At 61.0% G+C, this 20,969-nt stretch carries 17 protein-coding genes and 2 tRNA genes; 7 read left to right on the top strand and 12 right to left on the bottom strand.

The genetic code is table 11. The annotated features are described in order from the left end of the window. Nucleotides 1-57 precede the first annotated feature (57 nt). The 9 genes from ACILSL_RS18645 to ACILSL_RS18685 form a co-directional block, all read right to left on the bottom strand. Nucleotides 58-699, bottom strand: a complete 642-nt coding sequence (locus tag ACILSL_RS18645) for a response regulator (protein WP_395733568.1) — start codon at nt 697-699, stop codon at nt 58-60. Then, nucleotides 696-2,735, bottom strand: a complete 2,040-nt coding sequence (locus ACILSL_RS18650; RefSeq protein WP_395733569.1) for a sensor histidine kinase — start codon at nt 2,733-2,735, stop codon at nt 696-698. The genes ACILSL_RS18645 and ACILSL_RS18650 overlap by 4 nt, the downstream gene beginning before the upstream one ends. Before the next feature lie 70 nt (nt 2,736-2,805). Beyond that, nucleotides 2,806-3,594, bottom strand: a complete 789-nt coding sequence (locus ACILSL_RS18655) for a PH domain-containing protein (protein ID WP_395733570.1) — start codon at nt 3,592-3,594, stop codon at nt 2,806-2,808. Nucleotides 3,595-3,651: 57 nt separating this feature from the next. Further along, nucleotides 3,652-4,146: a YbjN domain-containing protein gene (locus ACILSL_RS18660; RefSeq protein ID WP_395733571.1), complete on the bottom strand. Its 495-nt coding sequence runs from the start codon at nt 4,144-4,146 to the stop codon at nt 3,652-3,654. Nucleotides 4,147-4,182: 36 nt separating this feature from the next. Continuing rightward, nucleotides 4,183-4,259 (bottom strand) — tRNA-Pro (locus ACILSL_RS18665). An 85-nt stretch (nt 4,260-4,344) separates the two neighbouring features. After that, on the bottom strand, nt 4,345-5,895 hold the full coding sequence (locus ACILSL_RS18670; protein ID WP_395733572.1) for a lipase maturation factor family protein: 1,551 nt from the start codon (nt 5,893-5,895) through the stop codon (nt 4,345-4,347). Between the two features lie 67 nt (nt 5,896-5,962). Next, a complete protein-coding gene (locus tag ACILSL_RS18675) occupies nt 5,963-6,580 on the bottom strand; it encodes a hypothetical protein (protein ID WP_395733573.1) in 618 nt (205 codons plus the stop codon). A gap of 198 nt (nt 6,581-6,778) precedes the next feature. Then, nucleotides 6,779-7,282, bottom strand: coding sequence for a hypothetical protein (locus tag ACILSL_RS18680; protein ID WP_395733574.1), 504 nt, complete (start codon nt 7,280-7,282; stop codon nt 6,779-6,781). Between the two features lie 65 nt (nt 7,283-7,347). Continuing rightward, a complete protein-coding gene (locus tag ACILSL_RS18685; RefSeq protein WP_395733575.1) occupies nt 7,348-8,256 on the bottom strand; it encodes an N-acetylglucosamine-6-phosphate deacetylase in 909 nt (302 codons plus the stop codon). 265 nt (nt 8,257-8,521) lie between these two features. On the opposite strand from ACILSL_RS18685, the gene ACILSL_RS18690 reads away from it, so the two are divergent. The 6 genes from ACILSL_RS18690 (at nt 8,522) to ACILSL_RS18715 (ending at nt 14,663) form a co-directional block, all read left to right on the top strand. After that, nucleotides 8,522-9,211 (top strand): MotA/TolQ/ExbB proton channel family protein, encoded by a 690-nt coding sequence (locus ACILSL_RS18690; protein ID WP_294400131.1) that lies wholly within the window; start codon nt 8,522-8,524, stop codon nt 9,209-9,211. Between the two features lie 72 nt (nt 9,212-9,283). Further along, nucleotides 9,284-9,688 carry an ExbD/TolR family protein gene (locus tag ACILSL_RS18695; protein WP_395733576.1) on the top strand — a complete coding sequence of 135 codons (405 nt, stop codon included), beginning with the start codon at nt 9,284-9,286 and terminating at the stop codon, nt 9,686-9,688. A gap of 16 nt (nt 9,689-9,704) precedes the next feature. Continuing rightward, nucleotides 9,705-10,445, top strand: coding sequence for a hypothetical protein (locus ACILSL_RS18700; RefSeq protein WP_395733577.1), 741 nt, complete (start codon nt 9,705-9,707; stop codon nt 10,443-10,445). After that, the gene (locus ACILSL_RS18705) at nt 10,442-10,687 is read left to right on the top strand and encodes a hypothetical protein (RefSeq protein ID WP_294400134.1); all 246 of its coding nucleotides are present in this window, start codon (nt 10,442-10,444) and stop codon (nt 10,685-10,687) included. Before ACILSL_RS18700 ends, ACILSL_RS18705 begins: the two co-directional genes overlap by 4 nt. A gap of 120 nt (nt 10,688-10,807) precedes the next feature. Continuing rightward, nucleotides 10,808-11,737: an AAA family ATPase gene (locus tag ACILSL_RS18710; protein ID WP_395733584.1), complete on the top strand. Its 930-nt coding sequence runs from the start codon at nt 10,808-10,810 to the stop codon at nt 11,735-11,737. Nucleotides 11,738-11,741: 4 nt separating this feature from the next. Further along, nucleotides 11,742-14,663: a transglutaminaseTgpA domain-containing protein gene (locus tag ACILSL_RS18715; protein WP_395733578.1), complete on the top strand. Its 2,922-nt coding sequence runs from the start codon at nt 11,742-11,744 to the stop codon at nt 14,661-14,663. 1 nt (nt 14,664) lies between these two features. On the opposite strand, the gene ACILSL_RS18720 is transcribed toward ACILSL_RS18715, so the two are convergent. Continuing rightward, nucleotides 14,665-19,713 (bottom strand): beta strand repeat-containing protein, encoded by a 5,049-nt coding sequence (locus tag ACILSL_RS18720; RefSeq protein WP_395733579.1) that lies wholly within the window; start codon nt 19,711-19,713, stop codon nt 14,665-14,667. Between the two features lie 347 nt (nt 19,714-20,060). Here ACILSL_RS18720 and ACILSL_RS18725 point away from each other — a divergent pair, with 347 nt between their 5' ends. After that, complete coding sequence (locus ACILSL_RS18725; RefSeq protein ID WP_395733580.1) at nt 20,061-20,402, top strand: hypothetical protein; 342 nt, start codon at nt 20,061-20,063, stop codon at nt 20,400-20,402. A gap of 81 nt (nt 20,403-20,483) precedes the next feature. Here ACILSL_RS18725 and ACILSL_RS18730 read toward each other — a convergent pair. Both ACILSL_RS18730 and ACILSL_RS18735 read right to left on the bottom strand, forming a co-directional pair. After that, a tRNA-Val gene (locus ACILSL_RS18730) sits at nt 20,484-20,558 on the bottom strand. A 132-nt stretch (nt 20,559-20,690) separates the two neighbouring features. Further along, a partial coding sequence (locus tag ACILSL_RS18735; RefSeq protein WP_395733581.1) for a helix-turn-helix domain-containing protein occupies nt 20,691-20,969 on the bottom strand: 279 nt, incomplete at its 5' end.

Consider the following 20,969-nt stretch of genomic DNA (forward strand, 5'->3'; position numbering starts at 1 on the left):
ATGGCGGATCTTTTGGGGCCCAAGCAAAGAGCAAGATCGGGAACCTGAAAGCCCGGCTTACACCTGCACCAGCCCCCGCCGGATCGCCTCCGCAGTTGCCTGAGCACGGTCATTCACTTTGAGTTTCATCAGAATGCGGCTGACGTGCTGCTTCACCGTGTCTTCACCGATGCCGAGGATGGCGGCGATTTCCTTGTTGGCATTGCCCCGGGTCACAAGGGCGAGGATCTCGCGTTCACGTGGCGTGATCTCCGGTTCCGCCAGGCGGTCCTTGAGCCGCTGAGCAATGTCCTCCGGCAGGCTGCGTTCGCCTTTAGCCACCGTTCGGATGGCGGTGAGCAGATCGTCACGGGAAGAAGACTTTTGCAGATAGCCGAGCGCACCCGCCTTCAGCGCGGCCTGGATCTCATCATCGCGGGCAAAGGTGGAGAAGATGAGGACCCGTGCATTGGCGTGATCACGCAGCAATGCCGCAGTGGCCTCGATGCCGCTGATGCCGGGCAGTTGCAGATCCATGAGGACGACGTCCGGCCGCTTTTTGGCAAACAGCGCCGAGGCCTCTTCACCACGATCCGTTTCTCCCACGACCTTGAAGTCGTCCTCAAGCTCCAGCGAGGCCACGAGGCCGCTGCGGACCACGAAGTGATCGTCGATGAGCAGGAGTGAGATGGGGGCGGCGGACACGGGGAGGTGGGTCAAGAGGTCAATGCTTCAAGCGGGAGGCGAACGGTGACGATGGTGCCTTGCTTGGGCTGGCTATGCCAATCAACACTGGCGTTAATTTTGCGGCAGCGCTCGCGAATCCCCATGCAGCCGAAGTGGCCGGGCTGGCCGGTGGTTGCGGCGCTGGCGGCGAGCCCCAGGCCATCGTCGGCAATGCTTAGCGTCAGCAGTTCAGCGGTGGAGGAAAGATGCAGCGTGATCTTCGTGGCCTGCGCGTGTTTCAGAGCATTGGTGATGGCTTCCTGGGCGATCATGCGCAGGTGATGGGATACAGGCCCGGTGATGGGCGGAATGGGATGCAGGTCGAGTTCCAGTGCCGGCGCCCCCGGCGGCATGCGCGTCTGGATTTCCCGCAGCGCGCTGAAGAGATCATGCAGCTGGGCGGTGTCGCGCAGATCGGCCACGAGATTGCGCGCTTCGCTTTGAATGCGGGAGACAAGGCTGCGGGAGGTTTCGATGAGCGTGCGGGCTTTATCCTCAAGCGGTCGCGTTGTGGCGGCATCCAGCCGCAGGGAGAGGCCCGTGAGCTCCTGCTCCAGCGTGTCATGAAACTCACGCGCAATGCGCTGGCGTTCATCCAGCGTGGCCTGCTGCACGATGCGGCTGCTGAGTGCGCCGATCTGCCGCCGTTGCGCGGCGATCCAGATGAAGGCCAGCAGCACGATTCCGGCGAGAATGCTGCTGGCGACGACCAGACGACCCGCCGTCCAAAAAGGGGCTGAATGGACCACTTGAATGTCATCCGCAGAGCGCAGCAGCAGGGACGCGCGCTCGGCCTGAGAGCGAAACCCTTTGTCCGTGGAAGACTCGACGAGGCAGATGCCGGTAAGCTCAACGGAGGTGCCAATCTCGATGTCAGGTGGGCCGGATTGCAGCAGAAAGGCCCGCAGCGGCGTGCCGTTGGAAGTGAGGCGGAGTTCAAAGCCGTCTGCACTGCGAAAGAAATCATTGAGCACCGCTGGCGTGGCGAGGTGGACGAGATCGGCGTCATGCGAGCCATCTTGGAATTCTTTGAGCGAAACAGCCGCCGGAACAGGTGATGCATCCGGCTCCGAGGCAAGCACGAGCGCATCGGCGAGCGAGGCGCTGAATCCGGCCATGATGGGAAAACCGGTGATCTCAGCACGATGCCCGGGCGTGAGATTGACTGCGGACATGAGACGGATGGCGATCGAACGTGACTGCGGCGGCTTGGGTTGCGCATCCTTCGGCGTTTCACGGGGAGGTGGCGGCGGTGTGGCATCGCGCAAAAAAACACGGCCATCGGGAAAGGCCGCCAGCACGGTGCCACGAATGCGGGCGCGATGGTGGGGCTCGTCCGCCGCACCGAACTGCAGCAAAGTGACCACGGAGGTGATCGGCAAGGCTTCAATTGGCAGCGCGGCTTTGGTGATCACCACATCATTCCAATCCGTGACACGGATGTAGGGAAAAACCAGCTGGCGGCGGTCATTGATGCCGCCTGCTGCAAGGGCGGTGATGCGGAGGCGGGCGTCGATAAGAGCGGGGGCGGTTTCCAGCGGCGCATCCACGCGTACTTCCAGCACCCGGCTGCCGATGGCAAGGCGCAGCAGCGAGCGTTTTTCATCCAGCGGCGTCAAAGTGCGGCCAAGGCCTTCAACGATCACACGCTGGTAATGAAAACGGCCTGTGGCCAGATCATCATAGCTGGCGGGCGCCGCAGAAGGCGGTGCTCCATGCCCGAGGATCTGCAACTGAGCCACATCGACGCCGGGAAAATACAGGCCGGCGGTGGTGGTGCCCTGAATGCGCACATGGTCCCCCACACGCAGATCATTGCGCGTGGGTTTGAAGTGCAGATGCGTGCCTGCAGTGTCGTCTTGCACAAAAGCAGTGCCGCCACTTTCTACGAAACCGATCGTGGCCGTGAGATCGACCGGCAGTTTTTCCAAACTGCGCTCATACGGCAGCATGCGGATATCGATGGCGCGGGAGAGGGGGGCACCTGCGGCGAAAGACGAATGTGAGATGACAAATGCGGAAAACAGCACGACTCGCCAAATGAGAGATGCTGGGCCGTGAGGTCCGTTATTCGTCATTTTGCATGCGTCATTCCTCATTTCAGTCATCCGTAGGATCCACGCCCCGCTGCAGCTTGCGCACGAGATCTTTCACGACGTGGGCGCTGCGCATGTCCTTGAACTGTACTTCGATGCCGGCATTGGCTGCGGTGGAAAAATCGATGGTGCCGAGACCGAGCAAGCCTTTGAGGCCGGCTTCATAGACGTCGATGCTGCGGATGTCGCAGATGCGGGCCTCTTTGGAGCTGCGGCCAATGATGCCCCAGATCAGCTCCACCCGTTCGCGCGTGACGATGTAGTCGTGCGAATAGCGCGCAATGCCGACCGCGATGAGCGTGGACGAGGCGCAGAGCAGGGCGATGATGCCATACTCGAGCTGGATCACGCACAGCAGCCCGCCCGCAACGGTTAGCAGCAGGCAGAGGATCAGCGCCTTGGTGTAGCCCAGCCAGGATGGGTGTGCATGATGCAGGATGATTTCACCGCTGGGCGAGTAGTCGAAATCGTCATCCTTGTCTTCCTCGGGGACTGTTTCGTCGGCTTCCTCCTCCACTTCTTCTTCGGCCTCTGCCTCCGGTTCCTCGGGAAGTTCCGTGTCTGGGCTGATCTCACGATACATGGGGCGCGCGATCCTGGCCTGGCCGCTGCTGGCACTGGGACGGCGCATGCCGCTGACCAGTTCCCCCACGGTGTGCATGTGGCCGGTGTCCTCATCCATGCACATCTCGCCTCGGGCGAGCGAGCCGCGGGACACGAGTGTGTACAGATCCTCCTTGGACAGCGGATCGCTGAAAGCCGGGTGCTGCGGAAGTGTGTAGCGGGCGGACATTGGGGGAGCCTGTTCGCGGCCACAAAAGCACAGGCGGACTGCCCGTGTCACGTCCAATCACTCGGCCTCGGGCACGGGCGGCAGCAAATCTTCGCGTTTCATCAGGTCTGCGACCTTGAGCAGCAGCAGTTCACCTTTGGGCGTCTGGATGATCTCGCCGAGAAATGGTGTCAGCCGGTCCATCTCCGCCACGGCTGAATGCACGAGGCTGGCGATGATGCGCGCATCGTGGCGGTGTGGCGGGAAGACATTCGTGACGCGGAACATCACCTGGCCGCTTTCCCATTCGAGTTCGAAGTTGCCCAGGTTCAGATCTTTGTTTGTGCGCATCAGCAGCTCGCACACCGGCAGGCGGTGGGAAGCCGGCACCTGAAGCGTGGAAGTGGCGACGACGGTGATGATGTGCGTCTCGCCAAAAACCTGCACGTGCAGAGGGATCTTGGTGTGGTGCGCTTCAAAATCAGCCTCGATGACGGAATGCTCAGGCACTTCTCGGTAGAGCCAGCCCATTTCCTTGAAGGTGTTCAGGGCGGTGGCGTAAAGGGCGGACATGCGGCGGGAGTGAGATCTGAGATTTTAAATCTTAGATGGTCGGGGCGGCCAGATTCGAACTGACGACTTCTTGCTCCCAAAGCAAGCGCTCTACCAGGCTGAGCTACGCCCCGAAGGTTGTTTCCCGTGTTCGAAAACGAACGAGGGGTCGCGATAGTGCCGCAGTCTGGAGCAGACGCAAGAGGAATGTCGAAGGAATCATCTTCCGGAGGCTTTTAGCGACATCGTTCCGCTGAAATTGCCTCTGAGTTCACGCTCCCACCATTCCCCGGAGGCCTTCCGCACCTCCGGGCTGGTGAAGTGGTAGCGGTAGAGTTTGGCGCGGATGTGGGTGATTTTCTCGATGGGGAAGGGCGGGGGCTCCAGCAGGGCCCACACCGGCTGCTTGTGCTGTAGCAGGGCGGTGCAGAACTGGCCAAACCAGTGCATGGGGGAGTTTGGGTTCGCATCCCGCTGCGGATCGTAGCCGGGATAGAGCGCGGCAAACCATATCTGCCAGTCCAGCCGTGGCTGATGCGGGGCGATGAAAGGCGGGCGGCGCTTGGGATCTCCTGGCTTGTACTTAAATTCCAGCGGCAGGAAGAGCGCGCCGTCGTCACTGGCTTCGAGGATGATTTCAGGGCGCTCCTCGGTCATGTCCTGAAACAGGCCGTAGGCATTGAATGAGCGCGTGTGGCCGATGGGGGCATCGAGTTTCTCATGCAGCACGGTCGGGAGCAGCGGCTTGAAGTGGGGAATCCGCCCGGCCAGAAAGGAATCTGCTGCCAGCAGGGTGACCAGTACCACCGGTGCGACTGCCGCCAGCGCCGGCCATTGCGACCAGCGGGCAAAGGACGGGCGCGGGGTCTCGGAATCGATGCGCAACCAGTGGCACAGGCGTTTGGGAAACCAGCGGTCATCCAGCAGCGTGATGGCGAGTGCTGCCGTGAGGAGGTCAAAGAAATTGTAGTTCCCCGTGGCGGAGATCATGGCCATCAGGAGGAGAAAACCCAGCACCGCCGTCAGACGTCCCCAGCGGCCAAAGAAAATGGCAAAAGGCAGGCCCAGTTCGATGCCATACATGATCCAGCAGCTGGCGATGTGAATCCAGCGCGGGGCATTGTGGGCGAACCACGAGAGGCCGTTTGGGAGGGGCTGCGTTTCGTAGTGGTAGAGCAGAGCGGTCATGTCCTGCCAGGGGATGTCGCCGCCGCCGATCTTCACGTAGCCGGAGAGAAACATCAGGCGGAAGAGCAGCCAGTGCAGGAGGAAGACAGAGCCACGCGGCGGTTCCGTCGGGCCGCGCCATGACCAAAGACGCCATGGCGCGAGGAACAGCGCGAGAAAGCCTGCCTCCAGCAGCAGCGCATCCCACTGGTAGCCCATGAAGATGTCACCCGTGGTGGCGAAGGAAAGATACCCAAACCACAGCAGCGCCAGCAGCGGCCCTTGCGCCACTCCGGCCATTACCAGCACGGCCAGTGCGCAGCAGGTGATCAGGCAGCCATGAGCAAAGGCATCGCTGTAGTGCCAGTGAAAAATACTGGGCAGCTGCCAGAACAGCGACTGGTGCTCGCGCTCTTCAAATGCGTGGACATTTTCGAGCAGGGTCTTTGCCGGCAGGATGCCGTTTTCCCCCACCAGCCCGTCATACTGAACGCCCCAGGATGCAAAAGCGATGAGATAGATCCCCGCGAGCAGACGCGGAAAAAGCCAGCGCACGACCGTGTAGCGTCCGCGATGGGAGTCGAGCCAGGGGATTGGGTTCACGGATGGGCGCTGCAATAACTGATTGGTTTTTTCAAAAGGTACAGAGCAGGTGGTTTTACCAAGGCTCTCAGTGCGGGGCGTCTATTTTCTGGCGGCGTGCACACAGCAGGGGCAGGCCGAGGGAGAGGATGAGAAGTGGGATGACGAAACCGCTTTTGAGCGCATGAATGAAATCCTGGCCGCCGCGTTGCTCGATGAAGCTACGCACAAAGCTGGCGAGGGGCCAGCTAAGTGAGCAGAGCGCGGCTGAGGCCAGTGCTGGTCCGACTTTGATTGGGACGCCATAACCACGGCACAGCGCGCAGAAGGCCAGGGGCAGAAGCGGCCAAAACAGCAGGAAAATGACACCTCTCACTATGCGCAGGTCAAGGAGTGAGTCTGGCGCTGACCAGTAGCGTATAAAAAAACAGGAATGAATGAGGTATTTCAACAGCTCAAAGGCAAGCATCGAGAACACCAGGAGGGAGACTGCAAAAATAAGCGGCCGATGGACCCGGGTAACGCACATGACCCAGACCAGAAAGGCGAAGACTGAGGCTGGGATGGACCAATGAAAATAGCCAATCCAAGTGAGTCCTGCCCATCCACCCCGCAGTTCGAGTTCAGCGCGCCAGGCGACGCCTGAGATCAGCGCCAGCAGCAGAAGTGTGATGCACGGAATCCAGATCTGAAAGCGGTGGCTCATACGTGATGCGGTTGTACTTTAAACAGGCGTCATACGCGAGGTCTGAATTTAAAAGAGCTTTGTCGCCAAGCGACCTAGGAGTGCGCACAGCGGGTTCATCCATCGCGGTACTGGTGTGTGCTTCTCTGAGGAAATTTGCTGGGCGTTTCCGCGGCGACGGTGTGGCCTTCGCTGTGGATTCGTGCCAGGTGAAGAGGTTCAATGGCATCTAAAATCACCGTTTGCATCGTATGAGCGCATGGCGCGGACAATGAAAAGTGTTCCGGCTGAATAGGATTCAGATGCCAGCCCCCACGCTTCGGGGTGATCAAAGTCATCGGGCAGCCAGAGTGAGGCGAATGAGTTTTTATCCTTTAGAATGGTGATGTCCCATTCTTCGTTCTTACCTGACAAGGGATTTTGAAACTGGCGTCCCTCGTAGTGTTGCTGGATTGCTTCAGCGGAGCTTTGGCTGCGATAAACAGCTCCGGCGAAGAAGTCGCAGTGGTTGCCGTTGCCCACCAATAAGCCTACGGCGGCTTTGGTGGATATGAGGATTGTGCCTGGAGGCTGCGGCAGCGTGTCCAACTGTCTCGTGATCTTCGAAAGCCGCAGGTCATTGGCGATGGTATCTCCGCAAAGAAAATACAACAGGCCAAGGATCAACAAGACACCTGCGAGCACGAAGATGACTCGTTTGATGCTGAACTTGCGGGCGGACATGCGCGGATACTGGTCGCGAAACCCAAACAGGCAATCACGTGTTTGCCCATGACGCGGATTGATGGCTATCCCTTGATCGCCAGCCTCGGATTCACATCCAGCACCTTCTTCAAATCCGCATCACTCATGCCCAGCTCCGCCAGCGCATTCGCCTTGATCCTCGGCACCGTGACCGTGCTGCCGACAAAATGCGTGCCATCCGGAGAGCGGGCCACGAGGTCCTCGCCGATGAGGATGTCCCAGCCGGCGAGGGTGTAGCGGCCGGGGCCGAGGCGGGCGGCGGAGATGGCATCGGTGACGAAGATGGTGCGCTCCAGGCCGATGCCGGCGAGCCAGTTTTTCAGCACAAAGAAGGGCACATGCACGCCGTCCGGGATGAAGCAGAGCCAGAGGCGGTCATGCAGGCTGAGGGCGCGCTGGATGATGTTGTCATGGCGGTGCATCTGGATGGGGCAGCCGTTGCCCAAGTGGGTGAACATCGACAGACCGGCATCGCAGGCGGCATTGAGTTGATCGAGCGAGGGATCGCAATGACCGGCGGAAATGGTGACGCCTTGGGAGGCCAGAAAGGCGGTGGTCTTGCTGCCTTCATCGTGCTCCGGGGCGAGCGTCACCAGCCGGGCCAAGCCGCCGCAGGCGTCGAGCAGGCGCTTGGCATCGTCCACATTCGCGGGCTTCACGGCCTGTGGTGGGTGGGCCCCCACGTAGCCTTTGATCGGGTTGATGAACGGCCCCTCAATATGGATGCCGGTGATGATGCGGCGGGCCAGTTCATCCTTTTCCCGCAATTCGACCAGTTTGCCGATGCGGCGCTCCAAGGTGGGGATTTCATCCGTGATGAAAGTGGCCAGGATGGCATCGCACCCGTCTTCCGCCAGGGCCTCACAGGCGTGGTGCAGGGATTCGGCGGTGAGGTTGTCGCCGTTGAAGTCGGTGCCGGCGTAGCCATTGACCTGAAGATCGAAGGGTTTCATGCAGGCATTGGAGCGGGTCAGGGCAGGGGAATCAAGGCTGGGAGGTGATGGGTTTTGGTATGAATGTCACTTGAGGCGGGGCTGTGCCTGCCCTGCGGGCAAAAACCCTGGAATCTTCCCCGCTTGACCTCCGTCCCTCCATCCAGTTTATTTCCAGTGTTTACAAGCTATCAGTCTCGGCATAAAACATGCTAGGTATTTCACGTCTCTCCCGAACTGGCGTGCGGTGCCAGTCTCAACCCATACTCTTTCTGATTTTCGGCTCATGATAGATCTTATCTCCAAAGGCGGACCGCTCGTATGGCTCCTCATAGGGTGCCTGTGCTTCGCCGGGGCTATTTTCATCGAGCGTCTGGCCTACTTTCACCGGGCGAGCATGAACGTGGGTGAGTTCCTGGCCGGACTGGCCAGCCTGATCCGCCGCAAAAACTTCGCCGAAGCCCTGCAGGAATGCGTGGCCACACGGGTGCCGGCCGGCCGGGTGATCCATGCGGCGCTGCTCCGCCACCATGCGCCGCGCGAGCAGCTCAAAGAGATCGTGCAGGAGGCAGGTCAGCTTGAGGTGCCACGGCTGGAGCGCTTTCTTGGCATTCTGAACGCCATCGCGCACGCGGCACCGTTGATCGGCCTGCTGGGCACCGTGATCGGCCTGCTGGACAGCTTCACCAGTCTCTCCTCCGCCAATGGGGTGGCGACTCAGGCGGACGTGGCTCGCGGCGTTTATCAAAGCCTGATCACCTCGGCGCTCGGTCTGGTCGTGGCGATCCCCGCCTATCTCTCCTTTGCCTTTCTCAGCGCCCGCGCCCGCTCCCTGATGCATGATCTGGAGCGCGCCGGCATCGAAATCGTGAATCTGATCGAAGACGCCAACAGCACTGACAACATCGTGGAATTCCGCCCGGCGGAAGCCGCGCCACCGATGACGAAATCGCGTGGCCGTGGGATGAAAGGATAAGCGCCCTCAGCGCATTTTCGGCTGGCCCAACCACTTCGCGCCTCCGATACTGTGCCTACCGCCGTATCAATCATGAAGCTCGAGAGTCATCTGCCCAAGCAAAGCCCCTGGCTGTATACGGTGCCGTTGCTGAACACGATCCTGCTGCTGCTGGTGTATTTCCTTCTCACCAGCAACTTTGTGGTGCAGTCCGGCATCAAGGTGGAGCAGCCGCAGTCGAACTCGCGGCTGACGGGTTTTGATCGCGCCCACATCATCACCGTTCCCGCCGGGCTGGAGAATGCGCTGTATTTTGACGGAGTGCGCATCACCACAGGCGAGTTGCGGGAAAAGCTCAAAGCGAACCGCGAAGGCGAACGCCGCGCCATCATCCACGCCGCCAAACAGGCGCAGCATGGCCGCGTGATCGAGATCGGAAACATCGCCCTCGAACTCGGTTACGAAGTCGCGTATTCCACCGTGCCACCCAAGGCCTGAAACGCCGCTGATCACGATGCCTACGAAATCGCATTCAACCACACCCGGGCTGATCTTCGCCTGGGGCGTGCGCGATCACTCGATGTGGCGTCTTGTCGGGGCGCTGGTGGTGCTGATGGCCGCGATGGCCGGTTTCTTCTTCATCTTCCGCATTGTGCATCCTGTGACGCAGCGGTTGCCGGTCACGCCGCAGCATGTGATCTCGCTGGACCCCAGCAATCCAGCCGAGTTGGCCCTCATCCACCGGGCGCAGGACCGCAGCTTTGCCCTGTTGAGCGACTCCGACTCCGTGGCACCGGTCGAAAGTCCGCTGCTGGCTTTTCAGCCCTCCTTTGCAGGTCATGAGATCAAGCTGCGCGAACTCGATCCTGCGACTGCCGCCATCCACCAGCCACGTCTGTTCACCGCTGCTGCGGATGTGCTGCCGCCGGTGCCACGTCGTGACGTCAAATCTGTGGCCGTGCCACCCGCCGCGAAGTTGCTTGCCATCATGAGTCCTTCTCTGGCCAAGCGCGGACCGGCCAATGTGGAGCTCAGCAGCATCAGGCTCACCCAGCCCACGCGTGTTCAGTTCCGTGTCGCCATTGGCAGTGCCGGGCAGATTGTCACTGCGCTGCCGCTGAGCAGTGTCGAAGATGCTGAAATCATGCAGCAGTTGCATGCCGCCATTCGCACGCTTCGGTTCACCCCTTCTGAGGTGAAGCGGGTCGAGTGGGGCGAAATCTCCTTCCGCTGGGAGGTGGCCGCCACGCCATGATTCCCATTCCCCTCGGTGGTTTGATCATTCTGTTCATGGCGGTCGGGGTCACAACGGTCTGCGTGCTGTGGTTTCACAGCTTCTGGCGCGATCGAAAACGCGAAGTTTATCGGCGGCGCATCGCAATCCAGTGTCGCATTTGCGGCACCGCCTATGCCTGCGAGGCCAAGCGCAAAATCGACGTCACCATCTGCCCCGTCTGCCACACTCCGAACGAGCGGAACAAGCTGCAGCAGATCTAAACATCAATTTGTCAGTGCTGGCGAATGCAGGCTTGCTTTCGAGCAGGCATATCGGCGACATTTGATGGCATAATCCCTTCACTCGTGTCCTCACGCGCATCCCATTCCCCCACAGACGCCATGCTGCCCGCCGCCACTGCTCTGCAAGCGTCCCAACAAATCGAAACCATCATCGCGAGTGTGTCGCAGATCATTCTTGGCAAAGAGAATGTCGTGCGCCTTGCGGTGACCTGCCTGCTGGCACGTGGCCACCTGCTGTTTGAAGATCAGCCCGGCGTCGGCAAAACGATGCTTTCTCAGGCGCTCGCCCAGGCGCTGGGTCTGGGTTTCCGCCGCGTGCAGTTCACCAGCGATCTCCTGCCTGCGGACATTCTTGGTGCTTCAGTGTATGACCGTGACACGGCGGCCTTCCATTTCCACCGCGGCCCGGTCTTCACGCAGGTGCTGCTGGCGGATGAGATCAACCGCGCCACGCCCAAGACCCAGTCAGCTCTGCTCGAAGCCATGGAGGAAGGCAAGATCACGGCGGATGGTTCCACGCATCCTTTGCCGGAACCGTTCTTCGTCATCGCCACGCAGAATCCCTCTTCGCAAATCGGTACTTTCATGCTGCCGGAATCGCAGATGGACCGCTTCCTCATGCGTCTCGCGCTCGGAGTCCCTGACCGCACCGCTGAACGCGCGCTGCTGGAAGGCCAGGAGCGCCGTGAGATGCTGCGCGCGATGCAGCCGGCGATGACCTTCCTCGAACTGCAGCAGCTGCAAACCTGGACGCGTGCCGTCTATGCTTCGCCTGCGTTGCTCGATTACCTGCAGGACCTCCTGGCCGCCAGCCGTGTGCAGGGGCACGGCCTCTCTCCGCGTGCCGGTCTCTCCGTGCTGGCCGCAGCCCGTGCCTGGGCCCTGCTCAGCGGACGGGCGATGGTGCTGCCGGAAGACATTCAGGCCGTCGCCGTGGTCGTCATGGGACATCGCCTCGAACATGCCGCCGATGGCATGACCGGCGTGGAACTCGCGCGGCAGTTGATCGCTGAAACCCCGGTGCCTTGATGCCATGAAAGTGCGCGTGCGCTGGAACCGACACACGCTGGCGCTGCTCGCCATCGTTGCGGGCATGTGGTATGCGGCGGAGGCCCAGTCCAATGGGGCGGCACATTTGATCGCGCTGCTCACGGCCACGATGGGGCTGCTCTCATGGCTGCATGCTCGGGCAAATCTGCGTGGGTTGAGTGTCCGGTTGATCGGTGCCAGGCCTGCGGCACAGGATGCTGAAAAGTGCATTCCGGTGGAGCTGCGTGCCACGGGCGCGGTATCCCCATGCGGACTGGAAGTCTACGTTGTAGGTGCCGCCACGCCCGTGTTTGTCGAGCGTGTTCCGGCAGGTGGCGCGGTGGTTGTCGATCTGCCTCCGCCCGTAAACCACGCCAGCGGCGCATTGCAGTTGGTGGTGCGCAGTGTTTACCCGCTGGGCCTTTTTTCGGCGGAGTGCCTGGTGGAGACAAAATGGGTGCGCCGCGTGCATCCCGAGCCTGCCGGTGATCTGCCTCTGCCTGCGCCAGACACCACACGGCAGGGAGATGCCATCGCTGTATCCTCCTCCCGTGGAAATACGGGCGCCGGTGATGATTTTGCCGGTCTGCGTGAATGGCGTGCGGGAGATTCACCGCGTCACATTGACTGGCGTTCGGCGGCGCGCGGCGGCCCGCTGATGGTCAAATCATGGAGCAGCGGCGTTCAAGGGGTCGTGGTGCTCGACTGGAACTCACTGCAGCTCGATGCACCTGCCCGTGCGGCACAAATCGCCCGCTGGATGGAAATGTGTGAGGACGAAGGAAAGCCGTACGAACTCCACATGCCCGGGCTCACCATTCGTGCTGGCCATGGTCCCGCCCATTTGAGGCGCTGCCTTGATGCACTTTCGATGCAGTCAGGCACAGATGCCGGATCTGCCCTCTCGGATGAACTTCAGGCAGGCAAAGTGGACAACGTTCTAAGTTTGGAGCAGTCCACCTTTCTGCCCAAACGACCGCTGCTGTTTCTCAGTCTCGCGTTGCTTCTCGCCATCCTGCCGCTGCGCGGATACATCGCCATGCCAGGCTTGGTGGTGTGTGCCTTGTGCCTCATCTGGCGCGGGGTGCTGCGCATGGCCGTGCCGCATCTGCTCGTACGCATTGGCGTCATCATCGCAGGTGCCACGGCTGTGTATTTTAGTTATGGTGAGCTGGGCGGCATGGAGCCCGGCATCGCGCTGCTGCTGGTGCTCGCCGGGGCCAAGATGCTGGAAAGCCGCACTCCTCGTGAATTTCAGGTGCTGGCGCTCATCGGGTGGTTTCTCGCCTTCTGCGCAGTCCTGCTGGAAAACCACCTCGCGCGGTCTGTGTGGACGGTGCTGGTCGTTCTGTTCATCACCGCGTGCATGGTGCGCTTTCGGCGCAGCATTCCGGGGGCGCGTGAACCGCTGCGCGTGACCGGCATGCTGTTTGCCCAGGCCCTGCCATTGGTCTTGCTGCTGTTCTTTGTGTTTCCGCGCGGGCTGCTGGATCTGGGGTCCGCGCTCGGGCGCAGCCGTTTTGGTGAAACGGGCCTCGATAATGTTCTCGATCCCGGCCACATCGCGCAGGTGGCGCGGAGTTCGGATGTGGCCTTCCGTGTGCGCTTTCCTGATGGGACACTGCCTTCAAACGAGACGCGCTACTGGCGCTGTATCACGCTTTGGGACTGTGAAGGCATGCGCTGGACGCGTGGTGATCGTCTCAGCTTTGCACCCCAGCTGCCACGTCCGAAAAACGGCGCGGATCTCCGTCAGATCATCGATCTGGAGGCGCATGGCAAACGCTGGCTGCCCGCGCTGGATCTGCCGATCATCGCCAAACTGCGCGGTGAGCGGCTGTCTCCCGAATTCGATCAATCGCTCAGCTCTCCTTTCATGGTGCAGAATTCAGAGCGTTTCGAGGTTGTCTCGCGCTTCGAGCTGCCGCCATTTCGTGAACTGCCGGAGGATCACCGGGAAGCCGCGCTGCAACTGCCGGCAAACATTTCGCCCAAGCTCAAGCAGCTCACCGACTACTGGGAGTCGGTGACGCAAACGGACGAGCAGATTGTGCAGATCGCGCTTAACTACATCAGAACAATGGGTTTCAGTTACACGCTGGAGCCCGGAGAGTACAAGGGGCCGCAGGCTCTGGAAGACTTTTTTCTGAACCGTCGCATCGGTTTCTGCGAGCACTTCAGCGCCAGCTTTGCCACGCTCATGCGCATGGCTGGAGTGCCGTCGCGCATCGTCGTTGGCTACCTCGGTGGCGAATACTCCGACCACAATGGTGGCTATCTCATCGTGAAACAAAGTGACGTGCATGCATGGACCGAGGTGTGGCTGGAAAAATACGGCTGGTTTCGCGTCGATCCCACCGGCGCACTCGCGCCCGACCGGGTGAACATTGACCTGCAGGCCTTCCTGGCCGGTGGGGCCGAGGAGGCGGAACGCCAGCGCCGTACCCTCTGGGGCCGTTCTTTGCAGCGCCTGCGGCTTTGGTGGGACAGCGTCAACTACGACTGGCAGAACCAGGTCATCGACTACAACCAGGAATCCCAGCGCGGCCTGCTGGAAAGTGTCGGCCTGCGCCAGAGCAAGCTGGTGCTGCTCATCCCCAGTGCCGCCTTCGTGGTGGTGGGGGGCTTGCTCATCGCCCTGTGGCTGCGGCGTCCCGCGCGTCATGCCGACCCATGGATGCGGCTGTGGCAGCGCGCCTGCAGCCGCGTGGGCAAAGCCGGTGTGGCGACCTGGATGCCGAATGAAGGTCCGCTGACCTTTGCCCGGCGCGTCGCCGAAGCACGCCCCGATCTCTCTCCTCAGTTTGATCCCTTGGTCGCCATGTATGTATCCGGCCGCTACGGGTCCTCGCATGAGGTGCTGGATCAATTCAAGGCAGCCGTGCTGCGGTTCAAGCCCAAGCGTCTGACCCGCAGCCCAAAGTGATTCAGAGCAGCCGTCTTCTCCGCAGCCCCAGTCCCACCAGGCCACACATCAGCAACAATGCACGCCCAGGCTCCGGCACGATGGCGATGACTCCCGTGCTGCCAAACTGGCTCATATCCCAGTACCAGCTGCTGTTGTAAATCGTGAGATCAGGAAGATCGAGCGCAAAGCCCGCATTGTCAGCGCTGCCTCCCACGCGCACGCCGGAGCCAGAGTCATAGTAGCCCAGCGCAATGTTGGAACCGGTCCAGTCCACCAGATCGAAAACCGCCTGGTAGGTGGGCGTGAAACCTGTCCCCAAGGTGACATTGATGGATGAGGCCGCATCGAGCGACAGCGTGCCATTCACGATGATGCGGTCGTTGCCGCCATCCGTCGCGGTGCCGCTCACGCTGGTCAGGCGGTTGGTGATGGCATCAAAGGTCGCGTTGAGACCGGAGTCGCTGTTCTTCAATTGCAGAGCCAGCGTGGCGGAGGCACCGACGGTGAGATTCCCGCCGATCAAAACGGTGCCGATCTCCGTGCTCAGCCCGGTGGTGCCCGCAGCGATGGTGGCGGCATTGCCACCGGGGGCCAGCGTCGCGTTCGCAGCGAGGTTGACGGAGCCGGCGATTTTTCCCGTGCCTCCGAGTGTTGCGTTTGCATTCACCTGCACCGTGTTGGTGCCGGTGGCGGAATCTGTGCCCGCATACGCATTGTTCACCAGCAGGCTGCCGGCGCTGACCGTGGTCTGTCCGGTGTAGGTGTTCACACCGCTAACGACGGTGGTGCCGCTGCCGGTTTGATTCACCACGCCGGTGCCGCTGACGTTGTTGGCCACGGTGAGGAGATCACTGCGGTTGAAGGCCATCGTAGCGTTGTTGATAACGTTCCCGGAACCCAGTGTTCCAGAGGTGCCGCCATTCCCCACCTGCAGCGTGCCAGCGCTGATGGTGGTGGCTCCAGTGTAGGTGTTGGTGCCGAGAAGCGTGAGGGTGCCCGTGTTGCTTTTCGTGACAGCCCCACCCCCGTTGATTTCCTGCACGTCTTTGAGAGTGCCGGATTCGAGCGTGAGAATGTCGATGGTGTTGGTGGCGTTGCCAATGCTGTGCCCGGTCATGTCCAGCGTGCCGCCTGTGAGCTGGATGGTGCTGGTCGTATTGGCCGTGGTGGCACCCGCGCCGCCGCCTTCGACGATGTTGACGTTCGAGATTAGCGAACCACCGCTGATGGTGAGCGTGGCCTTGGCATTGCCGAAGGTGTTGGTGTTGGCATAAGTGGCCATGACGAAACTGCCGCCGCTGTTCACGGTGAAGGTGCCGCCACTGATGATGAGCGTGCCGCTGCCCGATGGTCCGGGAGAACTGGTGCCTGAGTTGCCGCTCATGGTGCCCATCTCAACGCTGTTGACGGTGAAAGTGCCACCATCAAAGTACACGGTTCCGGCCGCTCCGCCTCCGCCGCCGCTGTTGCGCTTCCCAATGATGAGCGTGCCCGCTGTGATGGTGGCGGTATGCCCGCGCAGATCGAGTGTGCCGGTGGGCTGGGCTCCCGTGGCCGTGCCCAAAGTGCTGCCCACGGTGATGTCGGTTGTTGCCCCGGTTTTTCCCCCGATGACCACGGTGCCCGCGCTGCCGGCCGTTTGGGAGGCGAACTTCAAGGTGGCCACGCCTTTGGACACACCGATGTTGATGGCATCCGTCACAAAGGTGTTGGTCCCGGCACCGAGAATCGCGGTGCTGGTGCCGGAGTTCAGTCCATTGCTGTTGGCAAGCTGCACTACGTTTGCGGTGATGCTGTTGCTCGTATCTGAGAGCAGGAGGGTGCTGTTGACGTTGACTCCGAATCCCACGCGAAACTCCTTCACGTTCACGATCAAGGAGCCCAGACCTGTGAAGTCAGACGTCACATTGTTTGCATTGGTACCACTGTCGAATGGGAAGGTGGCATTGGGAAGCAGATCGGCGGCGGCCTGTGAAGTGACGGTCTGCAGCCCGGCATCAAAGAATGCATTCGTGTTGCTGATTACCAGCGACCCTGGTCCGGTGATGATGGCACGCGTCACGGTTTTGACATTGTTGGCAACGCCGGTGCTGAAGCTGCCATTGACCTGAAGTGTCTGCCCGGCGCCAATGGTGACGGTGCTGCTAAGATTGGCGTTGTTTGATGCGATCTGCAGGCTACCAATGCGCTGGCTGGCGCTGCTGAGATCCAAGGTGGCCGTGAAGACACCTGAGCCGACAGTGACGGCGGTGCCTGTGGGAAGGGTATCGGTGGCACCGATTCTCAGCGTGCCGGAAGTTATGAGGGTGCTGCCAGCATAGGTGTTGACACCTGCGGCAGCGGTGAAAACGAGAGTGCCGTCACCGGTTTTATTGAGGCCACCTGCACCAGTGACGGGTGCCGCCACGGTCGCGGTGACAGACGTGTCCACACGGAATTCAGTCGCTGCATTGGTGATTTGAATCTGGCCCCCCGAGCTGGCCAGCGTGTAGTTCCGGGCAAACTGCAGCCCGTTGACCGCCACCGCATCCTGCACCTGCACAGTGCCGCCGGTCGCCCCGCCAAAGATGGCGATCTTTTCCACGGATGCGGACCAGCTTGTATTGTTGCTGCCGTCGGCCAGCGTCCAGTTGGTGTCGGCATTCGTCCAGGTGCCGTTGCCGCCGTCCACGAGGTTGTCTGCCACGGTGTCGGTGCCGTCCCAATACTGCGCGCTGATGGCGGTGGCGACGAGGTTGACGGCTTTATTTACGGTGTCGACGACGATGCTCGTGCTGTATCCCGCGAGCATCTGGGCCACGAGGCCGTTGTCGGTCAAGGTGCCGGTGTAGCCGATGAGTTTGTAGGTGCCTGCGGTGAAGCCCGCACCGGTGGTGACGCGGACGACGCCATCGAGGGTGATGAGGGTGCCATTGGCCTGAATGAGATCGCTGCTGGTGCCGAGATCAAAAAGGAGCACGCTGCTGTCATTGAGGACGAGATTGCCGCCCACGGTGAGGGTGGCGGTGCTGCCGGCGGTGAGAATATTGCCAATGCTGAGGGTGCCGAGATTCGCCACGGTGAGGCTGCCTCCGAGGGTGTTTGCAGCAGCAAGTGTGCCCCCCCCTGCGACGGTGACGGCGGTGTTGCCGAGGGAGCCTGTGACATTGAGCGTGCCTGCATTCACCGCTGTGGCACCGGTGTACGTACTGGCTCCGGAGAGCGTCCACATGCCGGTGCCGCTCTTGGTCAGGCCGGAGACGGTGGTATTCATGGCGGCTGCCAGGCTGCCACTGCCCGCGCCCGTGAGGGTCAGGCTGCGGGTGCCGCCGACGATGGCGGTGGTGCTGGTAAGGGCTAGGCTGCCACTGTCTGAGGAGATGGCGACATTCGCAGTACCGAAGGTCAGTGCGCCGCCGTAGCTGTTGGTGCCGCTGACATTGACGAGTGCGCCATTCTGCCCGGAGGCACCGGTGCCACTGAGGGTGAGAGCCTCGGCCCCCACGCTGATGTTGTTCTGAATCTGGAGCGTGGCACCACTGGCGACCACGGTGCCCGCGTTGGCGGCGGAGGGCGTGGTTTCATTGGTCACCACCGCACCGAGGGCGCTGCTGTTGCGGATGTTCAAAATGCCCACGCTGATCGTGGTCTGGAGCAAGTGCGTATTTGCCCCGGAAAGCGTCCAGGTGCCGGTGCCGGTTTTGATGATCTGCATGTTCACCGCAGTGGCGGCGTTGCCGGTGGTGCCACCGATCTGCCCTTGGATCTCCCCATTGCCATTGCCTGTCAGTGTGAGGTCGGAATAGTTGGCGTTGGAACTGACGGTGTTGCCTGTGGCCACACGGACGCCGTTGGTGAAGGTGATCGTCTGACCGGCCGTCATGGCACTGATGACGCCACGCCCGGTGTTGCCGGTGGCGCTGTTGTTCATGACAATGAGGCGGTCTGTGGAGGTGGTATTTCCTGCGTACTCGAAGCGACCGATCGTGGTGCTGGCTTGGCCGAGAGAAATGGTGCTGCCCTTGCCGGCGGAAGAATTGACACCGGCGTTGAAGATCGTGAGGGCTTGAAAAGCACCGTCAGAGATGGAGATGTTGCCGCTGAAGGAATTGCTGTTGTTGTTCAGAAACACCGTGCCGCCATCGGTGCGTGAGAGCCCGGAGGCTCCGGAAATCAGGCCATTGATGATGAAGTTCTGCGATCCGCGAAAGGTGAGCCCGGCCGCCAGGGTGCCATTCAGGGTCAGCGCGCCCGTGCCGTTGTTGTAAAAGGAGCCGGTCCCGGTGATGGCGCGGTCGGTGGAGGCAGCGCCGCCTACGTACTTCACGTGCGTGTTGCTGCCCAGGTTCAGGATGCTGCCCGCACCGATGGCGCTGTTCACCCCGGCATTGGCGATGCTGGTGAAGATGAGCGTGCCGTTGTTGACGGTCGTGCTGCCGGTGTAGCTGTTGTTATTGTTGTTGAAGCGCCACACGCCCAGCTGGCCGCCGCTGCCGGTGACATTGACGCTGACGCCGCCGGATGCCCCGTCTGAGATGAGGCCGTTCATGAGGTTGGCGGTGGCGTCGTTGCTGCGGTTGCCTGTGGTGGCGGCGAAATTCAGCGTGATGGTGCCGGTGGTCACTCCCCCGCTGATGCTGCCGTTGATGGTCATCGGGTACGGGTTCGTGTCCGTGCCGGCCGTGATGGTGGAGTTGTTGGCGAAGGTGTAGGAGCCATTGCCAGTGCTGCTGACCGGCTCGATCACCATCGGCGCATTCAGCGTGACGGTGGAGGTGTTGCCAAGGTTCATCGTCACAGAGCCGCCGCTGCTCAGCAGCAGGGCTTCGCCTGCATTCGCACCCGCGCTGCCAATCGTAAAGCTGCCGCCCGCAGTGTTGGTGAAGAGGAGATTGAGCAGGTTGCGTCCGGTATCTATCGTGATCGTGGTCGCACCCGCTGCGGTATTGAATGTGGCAGTGTCCGCATTCGTGGTGCCCGAGGTGGCTCCCGGCGCCGAGTTCGGGCTCCAATTGGTGCTGGTGGACCACAGCTGCGTTCCGGTGCCGCCAGTCCAGCTGGCATCTGCGGCCACGCTGGCGCGGGTCACCAGTAACACTGGCAATAGTAACAAGGCATGGAGGATGGAGCAAAAGGCACGGCGACGAAGCGGCCTTTTGAGTAGCGAAGCACTCATGGGTCTTTTTTTGGGGATGCCTTTCGGAATTCGAAAAGCGGGGGGGGCCTGTTGGATACCCCAAGAATCAACCAAGTTCAAAATCTGAGTGCCCCACAGGATGCATGTGGCGCATAGCGCCACAATGCAGCGAAGTATAAGCTTTAACTGAACTTATCAAATGCCTTTGCCTGTGGTGTAACGACCGGCTTCAGAAAATTTTGAAGCGAATGCAAGGTATGGGCTGTTTTCCTGAACAAAATCTGCCAAGCATCCGGTGCATGAACGAAATCAGAACCTACGACGGCTACTTCACCTTCAAGATCCTCTCCCGCGAGTCCGCAGACCAGCTGGATGAACTGTTCGCCGAGGCAGGCATCGAAGTGGACTTGGCCCTGCAATCCCTGGAGTTTTCATGGATGGGCCGGGAGCGTGATCATGCGATCTTGAAGCTGTTCATGGCAGTCGCCAGGACACTCGGCGAGGCTGAAGGCGAACTGCGCTGCGAAATCGACGACGACGCTGTCGATCCTCATTTCGAATTCTTCACCATCAAGCAGGGCCAGCTTCTGCTGCAACGCGCCAAGGTGGTGCGCGAAAGCGAGTTGATCCCGCAGGTTTAGTATGAGCCGTCAGGTGAGGCTTTTGCCGAGTCGCAGTGCTCTTCGCTCATAGGCGGTGGTGTGGAGCAACTAGGAAACGAATGGTGCGCGATGCAGGGTTCGAACCTGCGACCCTTGCCGTGTGAAGGCAATGCTCTACCACTGAGCTAATCGCGCGAAAATCGTGGGGCGCAGTCTTTAAGCGGGCTTCGGCATTGGAGCAACTGGAAAGTGAAGGTCAGGAGAGGGATCATCTTGGTCCCTCCAGGCTTTCGCAAAGGCGCACACCTTCAAACCGGTCCCCCCCTCCTACACCCGCCGCAGCCTGAACTGCTGCAGGTATTTGAGCGGGGTCATGCCCATGTGCCGGTGGAAATGGTGAGTGAGGGCGCTTTGATCGCAGAAGCCCAGGTCGCGGGCCACATCGGAGATATTGGCCCCCTCGCGCTGCAGGGCTTCGCAGGCGGCCTGGATGCGCAGCTTCATGATGAAGGCCTGTGGGCTCGCGCCAAAGGTTTCCACAAACTTACGGTGCAGCTGGCGCGGCGAGAGATGAACGATCTGCGCCAGCTCGGTGATGGACACACC

This window comes from Prosthecobacter sp., from assembly GCF_044222345.1.
Taxonomy (GTDB): domain Bacteria; phylum Verrucomicrobiota; class Verrucomicrobiia; order Verrucomicrobiales; family Verrucomicrobiaceae; genus Prosthecobacter.

Bases quoted from the DNA above. Each gene is read 5' to 3' on its own strand.
- ACILSL_RS18655 (WP_395733570.1), bottom strand. From the start codon at position 3,594: ATGTCCGCCCGCTACACACTTCCGCAGCACCCGGCTTTCAGCGATCCG.
- ACILSL_RS18660 (WP_395733571.1), bottom strand. From the start codon at position 4,146: ATGTCCGCCCTTTACGCCACCGCCCTGAACACCTTCAAGGAAATGGGC.
- ACILSL_RS18675 (WP_395733573.1), bottom strand. From the start codon at position 6,580: ATGAGCCACCGCTTTCAGATCTGGATTCCGTGCATCACACTTCTGCTG.
- ACILSL_RS18680 (WP_395733574.1), bottom strand. From the start codon at position 7,282: ATGTCCGCCCGCAAGTTCAGCATCAAACGAGTCATCTTCGTGCTCGCA.
- ACILSL_RS18685 (WP_395733575.1), bottom strand. From the start codon at position 8,256: ATGAAACCCTTCGATCTTCAGGTCAATGGCTACGCCGGCACCGACTTC.
- ACILSL_RS18690 (WP_294400131.1), top strand. From the start codon at position 8,522: ATGATAGATCTTATCTCCAAAGGCGGACCGCTCGTATGGCTCCTCATA.
- ACILSL_RS18695 (WP_395733576.1), top strand. From the start codon at position 9,284: ATGAAGCTCGAGAGTCATCTGCCCAAGCAAAGCCCCTGGCTGTATACG.
- ACILSL_RS18700 (WP_395733577.1), top strand. From the start codon at position 9,705: ATGCCTACGAAATCGCATTCAACCACACCCGGGCTGATCTTCGCCTGG.
- ACILSL_RS18705 (WP_294400134.1), top strand. From the start codon at position 10,442: ATGATTCCCATTCCCCTCGGTGGTTTGATCATTCTGTTCATGGCGGTC.
- ACILSL_RS18710 (WP_395733584.1), top strand. From the start codon at position 10,808: ATGCTGCCCGCCGCCACTGCTCTGCAAGCGTCCCAACAAATCGAAACC.
- ACILSL_RS18715 (WP_395733578.1), top strand. From the start codon at position 11,742: ATGAAAGTGCGCGTGCGCTGGAACCGACACACGCTGGCGCTGCTCGCC.
- ACILSL_RS18725 (WP_395733580.1), top strand. From the start codon at position 20,061: ATGAACGAAATCAGAACCTACGACGGCTACTTCACCTTCAAGATCCTC.